Origin of the sequence: Thermodesulfatator atlanticus DSM 21156 (assembly GCF_000421585.1) — a bacterium.
GTDB classification, from domain to species: domain Bacteria; phylum Desulfobacterota; class Thermodesulfobacteria; order Thermodesulfobacteriales; family Thermodesulfatatoraceae; genus Thermodesulfatator; species Thermodesulfatator atlanticus.
In genome coordinates this window covers 114951-127103 of sequence record NZ_ATXH01000004.1, presented here as the reverse complement: position 1 = coordinate 127103, position 12153 = coordinate 114951, and the positions used below count along the sequence as shown (strand labels likewise).

Sequence of the window (12153 nt, the reverse complement as noted above, 5' to 3'; positions counted from 1 at the left end):
ACGCCGCACACGCGCTTTAAGGCAGAGGTGTACATATTGACGAAGGAGGAAGGAGGGCGTCACACGCCGTTTTTCAACGGATATAGGCCGCAGTTTTATTTCAGGACGACGGATGTGACGGGGGTGGTGACGTTGCCTGAGGGAGTGGAGATGGTGATGCCTGGAGACAACGTAGAGTTTGAGGTGCAGTTGATAAAGCCGGTAGCGATGGAAGAGGGTTTGAGGTTTGCGATAAGAGAAGGTGGTCGCACGGTAGGTGCCGGTGTTGTTACCAAGATTTTGGAATAGGTGATGGGTCATGGCTAAATCAGATGTTCGTGTCACTATACATTTGCAATGTACTGAGTGTAAACGTCGTAACTACACTACGACAAAGAATCGTCGTAACACTCCAGACAAGTTAGAATTGCGTAAATATTGTCCCTGGGATCGCAAACACACGATTCACAGGGAAGTAAAAGCTAAATAGTTTGTCAGCGCAGGCCAGTAGCTCGAACGGCTAGAGCACCGGACTCCAAATCCGGGGGTTGGGGGTTCGAATCCCTCCTGGCCTGCCATTTTTTATCATTTTGCGGAGAGGGAAATGGCCAAGAGGCGTACGCGTAAGCAAAGGATGTCTTCGGCTACACCTGGGCAGGCAGAGCCTGCTAAGGTAGTGCCGCTTAAGACTCAACAGGATGAAAACTTTTTAGCGCGGGCCAAGAATTTTTTGGTTGAGGTTAAGGTTGAGTTCAATAAAATTACTTGGCCAACCCGTAAAGAGACTATTGCCACAACTACCGCGGTAGTCAGCTTTACGTTATTTGTTTCTTTTTATTTGGGCTTGATTGATACTATCCTTTCAAAAATTGTTCAGTGGCTGGTTTACTGAGATGGCAGAGCAGTGGTTTGTAGTTCACGTATACGCTGGTTTTGAGAAGGAGCTCAAAGAGCGCATTAAAGAGGTTCTTGAGGAAGCGGGGCTTTCAGATAATGTTTCTGAAATAATCGTCCCGCCTGAAAAGATTATTGAAATTATAGGTCTTCCTTCAGGGCCGGTAGCGCGGCGGTTTTATCCTGGATATCTGCTTATTAAGGCCGAGCCCTTGCCAGAAATATTTGACGTTATCAAAAAAATAGATAAAGTAGTCGGCTTCATGGGAGGGGAAAAACCTCTTCCGTTGCGTGAGGAAGACGCGCAAAAGATTATTGATCGCTTGAAGGTTGCTGAGATTAAGCCCAAGCCCAGGTATCAATTTGAACCTGGAGACAGGGTGAGGGTGACACAAGGGCCTTTTGCTAACTTTCATGGCGTAGTTGAAGAAGTAAAACCCGACAAAGGAAAGGTACGGGTTTTAGTTAGCATTTTTGGGAGAGAGACTCCTGTAGAGCTAGAGTTTGCTCACGTGCAGAAAATTTAAGTTTTGAGGTGAGGTAGGATGGCAAAGAAGGTAATAGCGGTTATTAAATTGCAACTCCCAGCAGGGCAGGCTAATCCGTCTCCTCCAGTGGGGCCTGCGCTTGGTCAGCACGGTGTGAACATAATGGAATTTTGTAAGGCCTTTAATGCCAAGACAAAAGGCCAGGAAGGAATGATCATTCCCGCGGTTATTACGGTTTATGCTGACCGCTCTTTTACATTTATTTTGAAGACTCCGCCGGCATCTATTCTCCTCAAAAAGGCCGCTGGTATTGAAAAGGGGGCTTCAGACCCTAAAAGACAAAAAGTGGGTACGGTGACCAGAAAACAAGTCGAAGAGATCGCTAAAATAAAAATGCCAGATCTTCAGGCTGCTGATTTAGAGGCAGCTATGCGTACTATTGAAGGTACTGCCCGTAGTATGGGCATAGAAATAGTAGAGGGGTAGGCTCATGGCGCGTGGAAAAAAATATGCGGATGCATTAGCGAAAATAGATCGTTCAAAGAGATATAGCTTTGAAGAGGCGGTAAAACTTGCGCTTGATAATGCTTATGCCAAGTTTGATGAAAGTGTTGACGTTGCCGTAGTCCTTGGGGTTGATCCTCGCCATGCGGACCAGATGGTAAGGGGTTCAGTGGTGCTTCCCCACGGAACTGGTAAAGCACCTCGAGTGGCGGTCTTTGCCAAAGGCGATAAGGCTAAAGAAGCTGAGGCTGCTGGTGCGGATTACGTGGGAGCTGAAGACTTGGTGAAAAAGATCCAAGAAGGATGGCTTGATTTTGATAAAGCGGTGGCCACACCTGATATGATGCCCCTTGTGGGAAGAATTGGAAAAATTCTTGGGCCTAGAGGCCTAATGCCCAGTGCCAAAACAGGGACGGTCACCTGGGATGTGGCCAAAGCCGTCAAAGATATTAAATCAGGTAAGGTGGACTTTAAGGTTGACAGGGCTGGTGTAGTGCATGCTCCTGTAGGAAGGGTTTCTTTTGGCCCTCAAAAGATTCTTGAGAACCTGGCAGCTTTTATGGATGCCATCATCAAAGCCAAGCCTTCAGGGGCAAAAGGCCAGTATATAAAAAGTGTTACTTTGTCAACAACGATGGGGCCTGGGATCAAGGTTGATCCCCAGGACGTAAAAAATCTGCTCGATAAATACGGGCGCGATTAATATTTGTGATTTCCCGGTAGAGTCCCCCGGGAGGTCGCGGGCCGTAAGGCCAGTCAAAGACAGTAGGTACACCCAGGGTGTTTAATCGGGTCAAGGGCCCGGCCTACCTAGACCATGGGTGGCCTCTGCCTTTGACATGCAAAATGTCAAAGGAAAGGGGGGAGATTTTTGCTAACACGAAAACAAAAAGAAGAGATCGTCCAAAAACTGCGCAAGGAATTTGAAGAAGCACCCGCCGTATTTGTGACCACTTACCGCGCGATGACCGCAGAGGAAAGTAACGAGTTACGCAAGCTTTTGCGGGAAAAGGGTGCGCGCTATCAGGTGGTTAAGAACACTTTGTTGCGTTTGGCCAGCAGTGGGACTCCTGCTGAGCCTTTGCAACAGTTCATTGAAGGGCCAACTGGTGTTGCTATTTGTAAGGAAGATCCCGTAGAAGTTGCTAAGGTGCTGGTTGAATTTGCCAAGGAACACGAGTGCCTAATTAATCGCGGCGGGGTTCTTGGCGGCAAACCTTTAGAAGCAGCTTCGTTAGAGGCCCTTGCTAAAGTACCACCGCGTGAAGTCCTTATGGCGCAGCTTCTTGGGTTGCTCCAGGCACCTATGGCACAGTTTGTCCAGTTGTTGGCAGCGGTGCCACGGAACTTCTTGTATGCTCTTAACGCCATAAAAGAAAAAAAGGCTGAACAGGCCTAAACAAAAATTTGTAAGGAGGAAAGAAGATGGCCGTAACAAAAGAAGAAGTAATCGAATTTATCAGCAACATGACGGTTTTAGAGCTTGCTGAGTTTATCAAAGAACTTGAAGACAAGTTTGGTGTTTCTGCGGCAGCCCCTGTTGCTGCGGTGGCTGCGGCTCCTGGCGCTGCTCCTGGCGCTGAGGCTGCTCCAGCCGAAGAAAAAACCGAATTTGACGTTATTTTGGCTGGTGTTACCGGTAACAAGATTCAGGTTATCAAGGAAGTACGTGCTATCACAGGTCTTGGTTTGAAAGAAGCCAAAGAGCTTGTTGAAAGTGCACCTAAGCCGGTGAAAGAGGGCGTGTCCAAAGAAGAAGCTGAAGAACTCAAAAAACGTCTCGAAGAAGCCGGCGCAAAAGTTGAAATTAAGTAAAAAATAGTTTTTTATATAAAAGAATTTGGGACCTCTCCTCGTTGAAGAGGAAGGTCCCGTCTTGCGTTTTATCATTTCTTAGGGGAGGCGAAAGCCTATGTCAGAAGAGCTCACCATAATTCCCAACCGCGCACGTAAAAATTTTGGAAGGGTCAAACCTCTACTTGATGTGCCCTATCTTATAGCCATTCAAAAAGAATCTTACAAGCGTTTTTTACAAGATGACGTAGCCCCTGAAGCTCGGGAAGAAGTGGGTATTCATGGGGCCTTAAAGAGTGTTTTCCCTATTACAGACTACACTGGGACCTGCGAACTTGAATTCGTAGACTATACGATTTTACCCCCCAAGTACACACCTGATGAGTGTCGTGAAAAGGGCCTTACCTACGAAGCTCCTATGCGCCTGCGTGTAAGGCTTCTCACCTACGATATTGACCCGGACACCGGAGACAAAAGTATTCGTGATATCAAGGAACAAGAGATTTATTTCGGAACTGTTCCTTTGATGACTGAAGACGGTATCTTCATCATCAACGGCACCGAAAGGGTCGTTGTTAATCAGCTACAGCGTTCTCCGGGAATCTTTTTTGACCATGATAAGGGCAAAACCCATGCAAGTGGTAAGGTGCTTTATTTTGCAAGGGTAATACCTACCCGTGGTTCTTGGCTTGATTTTGAGTTTGACCACCGGGATTATTTGTACGTCCGTATTGATCGGCGGCGCAAGTTTCCTGTAACAACTTTTCTTAAAGCTTTAGGCCTTTCTACCGAAGAGATCCTCACTACGTTCTATCCGATAGAAAAATATATCATTGCCCCCAACCGCATTGAAAAAGTAGTTGATCCTGAAATTTTATTGGGGCAAAAGGCATATCTTGATATTCATCATCCTGAAACAGGAGAAGTCCTTCTTAAAAAAGGCCGCAAGATTACTAAGGCTGCCCTTAAACGGATTCAAGAAGCAGGGCTTGAGACTATTCCAGTGCCTGAAGAAGAATTTTTGGGCAAGGTAATAGCCCGAGACATCATTGATCCCAATACTGGTGAGGTAATTGTTTCTTGTAACACCGTAGTTGACAAAGACGTTTTGGAGAAACTTCGTGAAGCTGGCATTGAAGAAGTTGAATGCCTTTACATGAGCTTACAAAGACACACCCCTTGTGTACGTGATACTTTGATGCTTGATAAGGCCCATACTCAGGAAGAAGCCTTGATCGAAATTTATCGTCGCCTGCGGCCTTCTAGCCCCGCTAACCTCGAAGTTGCCCGTGCCTATTTTCAGTCCCTTTTCTTTGATCCTAGCACCTATGATCTTTCTGAGGTCGGGCGCTACAAGATGAATAAGCGCCTTGGTCTTGATATCCCGATGAATGTCAGGGTGTTAACCAAAGAAGACATTTTGGCCGTTCTTAAGCATCTCATTGAACTCAAAGAAACAGAAGGCCCGGTTGATGACATTGACCATCTTGGTAACCGCAGGGTTCGTTCTGTTGGTGAGTTGGTGGAAAACCAGATGCGCGTTGGGCTTGTCCGTATGGAAAGGGCCATCCGTGAAAGGATGACTTTGCAGGATGTTGAAGCCCTAATGCCCAACGACTTGATCAACCCCAAGCCAGTTACCTCTGCGCTTAGAGAATTTTTCGGGCAAGGACAACTCTCTCAATTTATGGACCAGACAAACCCCTTGTCCATGATGACCCACAAACGCAGGCTTTCAGCCCTAGGCCCCGGAGGTCTTACCCGCGAACGGGCAGGCTTTGAAGTTCGTGACGTGCATCATACCCACTACGGAAGAATTTGTCCGATTGAGACTCCAGAAGGCCCGAATATCGGCCTCATTGTTTCTCTTACCACTTACGCGCGGGTGAACCGCTATGGTTTTATCGAAACTCCTTATCGCAAAGTGGTAAACGGCAAAGTGACCAATGAAGTCGTTTACATGAGTGCCCTTGACGAGGGAGAACATATTATAGCCCAGTCCACGATTAATATTGATAAAGAGGGCAATATTATTGATGAGATGGTCCCGGCACGTAAAGCCGGTGAATTTATCATGGCCAGAAGAGAAGACGTAAACTTTATCGATCTTTGTCCGGTACAAATAGTCAGCGTTTCTTCTTCTCTTATTCCCTTTTTAGAGCATGACGACGCTAACCGTGCCTTGATGGGTTCAAATATGCAACGCCAGGCGGTTCCCTTAATTCGTACCGAGGCCCCGCTTGTTGGTACTGGAATGGAAAAATACGTAGCGCGTGACTCAGGTTTCACCATTATTGCAGAAGCCGATGGTGTGGTGGAAGACCTTGATGCTACCCGTTTAGTGGTGCGTTATGAAAGTGAGAACGGAAACGGAATACCCAACGTAAAAATTTATAAATTGGTCAAATGGCGCAAATCCAACCAGAACACCACTTTTACCCAGAAGCCCATTGTTCAGGTAGGTCAGAGGGTTAAGAAGGGCCAGGTTTTGGCTGATGGTCCTTCTACCAGCCAAGGTGAAATCGCCCTTGGCAAAAATATTCTGGTGGCCTTTATGCCATGGCGTGGTTATAACTTCGAAGACTCTATCGTTATTTCTGAACGCTTGGTTCGTGATGATGTTTTCACCTCTATTCACATTGAAGAGTTTGAATGTGTAGCTCGTGAGACCAAGCTTGGGCGTGAAGAGATAACCAGAGACATTCCCAATGTAAGTGAAGAAGCCCTTGAGCGCCTTGATGCCAGCGGTATCGTAAAGATTGGCGCCTATGTGAAGCCAGGAGACATTCTGGTTGGCAAAGTGACCCCTAAAGGCGAGACCCAGCTTTCTCCTGAGGAAAAGCTTTTGCGTGCTATTTTCGGGGAGAAAGCAAGTGACGTTAAAGACACGTCTTTACGCGTCCCCCCAGGTATTGAAGGGATAGTTATTGATGCCAAGGTCTTCACGCGCAAGGGAATTGAAAAAGACGCCCGTGCCAAGGAAATCGAAGACCGCGAGATTGCCAAACTCATGAAAGACCAGCAAGATTTCCTTGAGGTCCTTCGCCGCAGCACCCTTAAACGTCTTGAACGACACCTAACGGGCAAAACTGCGGCCAGCACCATAGAAATACGGGGCGAAGTAGTCATTGAAAAAGGCCAGCCCATTACCAAAGAAGTCCTTGAAAGAATCCCCCTTGCTCGTATAAGGGAGCTTGCGGGGGGCAAAAAGAAAGATCCCGTGGTGGAAGATATTTTGCGGGATTATGAGGCCAAAGAGGCTGAGATCCGCAAACAATTCGAAGACCGCATAAATCGTCTCAAAAAAGGCGACGAGTTACCTCCTGGTGTCCTCAAAGTAGTTAAAGTCTTCGTGGCCATGAAGCGTAAGCTTCAGCCTGGAGACAAAATGGCTGGACGCCACGGAAACAAAGGCGTAGTTTCAAAGGTTGTTCCTATTGAAGACATGCCTTATTTGCCAGACGGAACCCCGGTGGATATGGTGCTTTCTCCTCTTGGAGTGCCTTCACGTATGAATATCGGGCAGATTCTTGAAACCCACTTGGGTTGGGCTTCTCATGAAATTGGCCGCAAAGTGGCGGAACTTGCGAAGGCCTATCAGGTAGAAGCTGTTAAACAACTTCTTTCAGAAATCTTCAGCCCTGAAGAACTGGAAGAATTCTTGCGAGACAAAACTGATGAGGAGATCCTTGCCTTTGCAGCCACCTTTGAAGACGGCTTGCCAGTGGCAACACCTGTTTTTGATGGTGCTAAGGAGTACCAGATCAAAAAGCTGCTTTCCCTTGCCGGGCTCTCTGAGACAGGGCAAAGTGTGCTTTATGATGGCAAATCCGGTGAACCCTTCCGTGAGCCTGTAACTGTTGGGTACATGTATATGCTAAAACTGCATCACCTGGTTGATGACAAAATCCATGCCCGTTCCACTGGTCCTTACTCCTTGATCACCCAGCAACCACTTGGTGGTAAGGCGCAATTTGGCGGTCAGCGTCTTGGTGAGATGGAAGTTTGGGCCATGGAGGCCTATGGTGCGGCTTACGCCCTACAGGAGTTCCTCACGGTTAAAAGTGACGACGTAACCGGGCGAACCAGGATGTATGAGCGCATTGTAAAAGGGAACAACTTCCTTGAGGCCGGGCTGCCTGAAAGCTTCAAAGTCCTTGTTAAGGAGCTTCAGGGGCTTTGCCTTGACGTAGAAATGATCGAAGAAGAATAAACTTTTAAGGGGTGAGAAATATGGAAGATCTTCTTTCCTATTTTACCAAGCCCAAGGATCCGATGAATATCAAGGCGGTGCGGCTTGGCTTGGCCTCTCCGGAAAAAATCCTTGAGTGGAGTCACGGAGAGGTCAAAAAACCGGAGACCATCAATTATCGTACCTTAAAACCCGAGCGCGACGGACTATTTTGTGCCAAGATCTTTGGCCCGGTAAAAGACTACGAGTGTTTATGCGGAAAGTACAAGCGCATGAAACACCGCGGGGTTATCTGTGAAAAGTGCGGTGTGGAAGTAATTCAGAGCAAAGTTCGCCGTGAAAGAATGGGCCATATTAGCCTTGCTGCACCTGTAGCACATATTTGGTACCTGCGAAGCATTCCCAGCAAAATTGGCGCTCTTCTCGATATGACCCTTAAAGAGCTTGAAAGGGTGCTTTACTTTGAAAGTTTTGTAGTAACTGAAAGCGACATTCCCGAAGTCCCTGTAGGGAAAGTCCTTTCAGAAGAAGAATATCAGAATCTCCTTCAAGTTCATGGGCCGCGTTTTCAGATTGGCATTGGTGCTGAAGCCATCAAAACTATCCTCCAAAACCTGGATTTAGATAAGCTTTCCCAAGAGCTTCGTGAAGAAATGGCCAAGACTCGCAGTGAGGCCAAGCGTAAAAAGCTTGGCAAGCGCTTGCGCATTGTTGAAGCCCTCAAGGAATCTGGCAACCGCCCAGAGTGGATGATTCTTGAAGTTATTCCCGTGATACCACCTGACCTCAGGCCGCTTGTTCCTCTTGAAGGTGGGCGCTTTGCCACCTCTGATTTAAACGACCTTTATCGCCGTGTTATCAACCGTAACAACCGCCTTAAGCGCTTAATGGATCTTGATGCCCCGGACATCATTGTCCGTAACGAAATGCGCATGCTTCAGGAGGCGGTTGACACCCTGTTTGATAACGGCCGCAGGGGGCGTCCAGTCACTGGTCCGAACCGTCGTCCTTTAAAGAGCCTTTCTGACATGCTCAAGGGTAAACAGGGGCGCTTTCGTCAGAATCTTCTTGGGAAGCGTGTGGATTACTCGGGGCGTTCCGTTATCGTGGTTGGCCCTGAGCTTCGTATGCATCAGTGTGGACTTCCTAAAAAGATGGCCCTTGAGCTTTTTAAGCCCTTTATTTACCACTGGCTTGAGAAAAACGGTCACGTAACCACCATCAAAAGTGCTAAGAAGATGGTGGAAAAAGAAGATCCATTGGTGTGGGATGCCCTTGACGAAATTGTCAAAGAACACCCGGTGATGCTAAACCGTGCGCCTACTCTTCATCGTTTGGGTATCCAGGCCTTTGAGCCGGTGCTCATCGACTCCAAAGCTATCCAGCTACATCCCCTTGTGTGCGTGGCTTATAACGCAGACTTCGACGGTGACCAGATGGCCGTGCATCTGCCGCTTTCTGTGGAAGCGCAGACTGAAAGCCGGGTGCTGATGCTTTCCACCAACAACATTCTTCTCCCAGCAAACGGTATCCCGGTTGTTTATCCCACCCAGGACATGGTCCTTGGGATTTTTTACATCACCCAGGAGCGTCCCTTTGCCAAGGGAGAAGGGCGCATTTTTGCCAATCGCGAAGAGGCTATTTTGGCCTATGAGGAAGGGGAAGTTGATCTTCAGGCCAAAGTAAAAGTGCGCATGAATGGCAAGCTGGTTGATACAACCGTTGGTAGGGTGCTTTTCTCTACCATTGTCCCTGAAGAAATCAAATTTGAAGAATACAACAAGCCTCTTGCGAAAAAGGCTTTACAGAAGCTCATAGACCTTTCTTATCGTAGGGCGGGAGCGAAAAAGACGGTCATTTTTGCAGACCGCATGAAGGACATGGGTTACTACTTTGCTACCAAGGCAGCTCTTTCAATTTGTGTGGATAACCTCCATATTCCTTCACGCAAAAAGGAACTCTTAGAAGAAGCAGAGCGTAAGGTCAAGGAAATCTGGGAGCAGTATCACGAAGGTCTTATAACTGACGGTGAACGTTACAATAAAGTCGTTGACGTGTGGGCCACGGTGACCGAAAAAGTCACCGAAGAAATGATCAAAGAAATGGAAACCAAAGAATACGTTGGCCCTGACGGCAAGAAGGTTGTTGGTCCCAGTGGCAACCCCGTTTATATCATGGCGTATTCTGGTGCCCGTGGTTCTAAAGACCAGATCCGCCAGCTTGCGGGTATGCGCGGTTTGATGGCCAAACCCACGGGAGAGATTATCGAAACACCCATTAAGTCTAATTTCCGTGAAGGGCTTTCAGTCCTTGAGTACTTTATTTCCACTCACGGTGCCCGTAAGGGGCTGGCCGATACAGCGCTTAAAACCGCTAACGCAGGGTATCTTACCCGTCGCTTGGTGGATGTGGCCCAGGATTGCACCATTACCGAAGAAGATTGCCAGACCATCGACGGGATTGAAGTAGGCCACCTTATCGAAGGTGGTGAAATCATGGAACCTGTTTGGGACCGTGTCCTCGGTCGTGTTGCTCTTGAGGATGTAGTCGATCCTGTTACCGGCGAGGTCCTTGTGCGTGCTAACGAGGAAATAGACGAAAAAGCCGTTGCCCGTTTGCGTGATGCCGGTATCGAGAAGGTAACCATTCGTTCGGTGCTAACCTGTCAGAGCAAACATGGTGTTTGTGCTAAGTGTTACGGGCGTGACCTTGCTACTGGACGCCTGGTGGAAATAGGTGAAGCCGTAGGCGTGATTGCGGCACAGTCTATCGGTGAACCAGGAACTCAGCTTACCATGCGTACCTTCCACATTGGTGGTACGGCAAGCCGTGCCGCGGAGCAGTCTGAGCACCGGGCCCAGAGCCAGGGTGTGGTCAAGTTCATTAACTTGCGCACGGTGCGCACTGATGAAGGTTATCTGGTGGCAATGAATCGCCAGGGAGAGATTGCCATCATTACCTCTGATGGCCGCGAGAAGGAAAGATATCCTGTAGTTTACGGTGCGCGTATTTTGGTAGAAGAAGGCCAAAAAGTAAAACCAGGAGACCTTCTTGTTGAATGGGATCCTTTTACCATTCCGATTATTACCGAAGTTTCTGGTCGGGTGAAATTCGGTGACATCATCGAAGGGGTGACTGTTGACGAAAAAACCGACCCCATTACCGGTAAAGTCAGCATTATTGTCCGTGAATACAAACACACAGACTATCGCCCACGTGTTTCTATCAAAGACGAACGAGGCCGTACAATCAAAATCCCTGGTAAGGGCTATGCCCGTTATCTCTTGCCTGTGGGAGCTATCCTTACTGTTAACGAAGGGGACGAAGTAAAAGCAGGTGACATTATTGCTAAGATCCCTCGTGAAACCACCAAGACCAAAGACATCACCGGTGGTTTGCCAAGGGTGGCTGAGCTTTTTGAGGCACGTAAACCTAAAGAATTTGCCATTATTAGTGAAATCGATGGCGTGGTTCATTTTGATAAAGAAATCAAGGGTAAAAGAAAACTTATTGTTAAGCCAGAAGTTGGTGATCCCAAGGAATACCTGATTCCCAAGGGTAAGCATATTGCGGTGCATGAGGGTGACTTTGTCCGTGCAGGTGAACCACTAATTGAAGGTTCTCCTAACCCGCATGACATCTTAAGGGTTAAAGGTGTTAAAGGCCTTGCGCGCTTTTTGGTGGAAGAAATCCAGGAGGTTTATCGTCTTCAGGGTGTCCGTATTAACGACAAACACTTTGAAGTTATCGTGCGTCAGATGCTCAAGAAGGTCAAAATTCGTGAGGTTGGTGATACCAACTTCATGATAGGCGAGCTGGTTGACAAAGTTCGTTTTGAAGAAGAAAACGAAAGGGTCCTTGCCCTTGGTGGGCGTCCAGCGGTGGCTGAGCCTCTTATCCTGGGTATTACCAAGGCCTCTCTTGCGGTAGAGAGCTTTCTGGCGGCGGCTTCCTTCCAGGAGACCACCAAAGTGCTCACTGAGGCCTCTTTAGCAGGCAAGGTGGATTACCTGCGAGGTCTTAAGGAAAACATCATTATTGGCCGTCTCATCCCAGCGGGAACCGGGCGGGTGTATTACGACATGAAAGAAGAGCAGCGTAAGCAGAAGACCTCTGCTGAGCTTGCGGCTTAGCTTGAGACGGGCCTAAAAGGGGCGGGTAACCGCCCCTTTTTCATTTTCTAGTTATCTGACAAGTCATCATTCCCAGCTAATTAAGTAGTCTTTTGGCTTCCAGCAAACGATTGAAATTCAACTGCCACTTTTCTTGTAGCCATCTAGTGGTTGCGATAAAATAAAGTAT

Annotated in this window: 10 protein-coding genes and 1 tRNA gene; all 11 read left to right on the top strand. The window is 47.8% G+C overall.

The genetic code is table 11. The features are described 5' to 3' along the window. Positions 1-288: EF-Tu C-terminal domain-related protein (locus tag H528_RS0102885; RefSeq protein WP_022852845.1), on the top strand; the 288-nt coding region annotated here is incomplete at its 5' end. 10 nt (positions 289-298) lie between these two features. Continuing rightward, positions 299-469, top strand: coding sequence for a 50S ribosomal protein L33 (gene rpmG, locus H528_RS14265; RefSeq protein WP_084677632.1), 171 nt, complete (start codon positions 299-301; stop codon positions 467-469). Between the two features lie 11 nt (positions 470-480). Beyond that, positions 481-557, top strand: a tRNA-Trp gene (locus H528_RS0102880). Positions 558-583: 26 nt separating this feature from the next. Further along, the gene (secE, locus tag H528_RS12390; protein ID WP_084677631.1) at positions 584-871 is read left to right on the top strand and encodes a preprotein translocase subunit SecE; all 288 of its coding nucleotides are present in this window, start codon (positions 584-586) and stop codon (positions 869-871) included. A gap of 1 nt (position 872) precedes the next feature. After that, positions 873-1400, top strand: coding sequence for a transcription termination/antitermination protein NusG (gene nusG, locus H528_RS0102870; protein WP_022852844.1), 528 nt, complete (start codon positions 873-875; stop codon positions 1398-1400). A gap of 18 nt (positions 1401-1418) precedes the next feature. Beyond that, complete coding sequence (gene rplK / locus H528_RS0102865; RefSeq protein ID WP_022852843.1) at positions 1419-1847, top strand: 50S ribosomal protein L11; 429 nt, start codon at positions 1419-1421, stop codon at positions 1845-1847. A 4-nt stretch (positions 1848-1851) separates the two neighbouring features. Beyond that, the gene (gene rplA, locus H528_RS0102860) at positions 1852-2568 is read left to right on the top strand and encodes a 50S ribosomal protein L1 (RefSeq protein ID WP_022852842.1); all 717 of its coding nucleotides are present in this window, start codon (positions 1852-1854) and stop codon (positions 2566-2568) included. A 168-nt stretch (positions 2569-2736) separates the two neighbouring features. After that, positions 2737-3264 (top strand): 50S ribosomal protein L10, encoded by a 528-nt coding sequence (gene rplJ, locus H528_RS0102855; protein ID WP_022852841.1) that lies wholly within the window; start codon positions 2737-2739, stop codon positions 3262-3264. 26 nt (positions 3265-3290) lie between these two features. Then, positions 3291-3680, top strand: coding sequence for a 50S ribosomal protein L7/L12 (gene rplL, locus H528_RS0102850; protein ID WP_013906904.1), 390 nt, complete (start codon positions 3291-3293; stop codon positions 3678-3680). Between the two features lie 97 nt (positions 3681-3777). Then, entirely contained in the window at positions 3778-7872 is a 4095-nt protein-coding gene (rpoB, locus tag H528_RS0102845) for a DNA-directed RNA polymerase subunit beta (protein WP_022852840.1), read from the top strand. Between the two features lie 20 nt (positions 7873-7892). Further along, positions 7893-11984 (top strand): DNA-directed RNA polymerase subunit beta', encoded by a 4092-nt coding sequence (rpoC, locus tag H528_RS0102840; RefSeq protein WP_022852839.1) that lies wholly within the window; start codon positions 7893-7895, stop codon positions 11982-11984. Positions 11985-12153 lie beyond the last annotated feature (169 nt).

Coding starts and splice junctions, on each gene's coding strand:
- rpoB (WP_022852840.1), top strand. CDS start 3,778: ATGTCAGAAGAGCTCACCATAATTCCCAACCGCGCACGTAAAAATTTT.
- rpoC (WP_022852839.1), top strand. CDS start 7,893: ATGGAAGATCTTCTTTCCTATTTTACCAAGCCCAAGGATCCGATGAAT.
- rplK (WP_022852843.1), top strand. CDS start 1,419: ATGGCAAAGAAGGTAATAGCGGTTATTAAATTGCAACTCCCAGCAGGG.
- rpmG (WP_084677632.1), top strand. CDS start 299: ATGGCTAAATCAGATGTTCGTGTCACTATACATTTGCAATGTACTGAG.
- rplA (WP_022852842.1), top strand. CDS start 1,852: ATGGCGCGTGGAAAAAAATATGCGGATGCATTAGCGAAAATAGATCGT.
- secE (WP_084677631.1), top strand. CDS start 584: ATGGCCAAGAGGCGTACGCGTAAGCAAAGGATGTCTTCGGCTACACCT.
- rplL (WP_013906904.1), top strand. CDS start 3,291: ATGGCCGTAACAAAAGAAGAAGTAATCGAATTTATCAGCAACATGACG.
- nusG (WP_022852844.1), top strand. CDS start 873: ATGGCAGAGCAGTGGTTTGTAGTTCACGTATACGCTGGTTTTGAGAAG.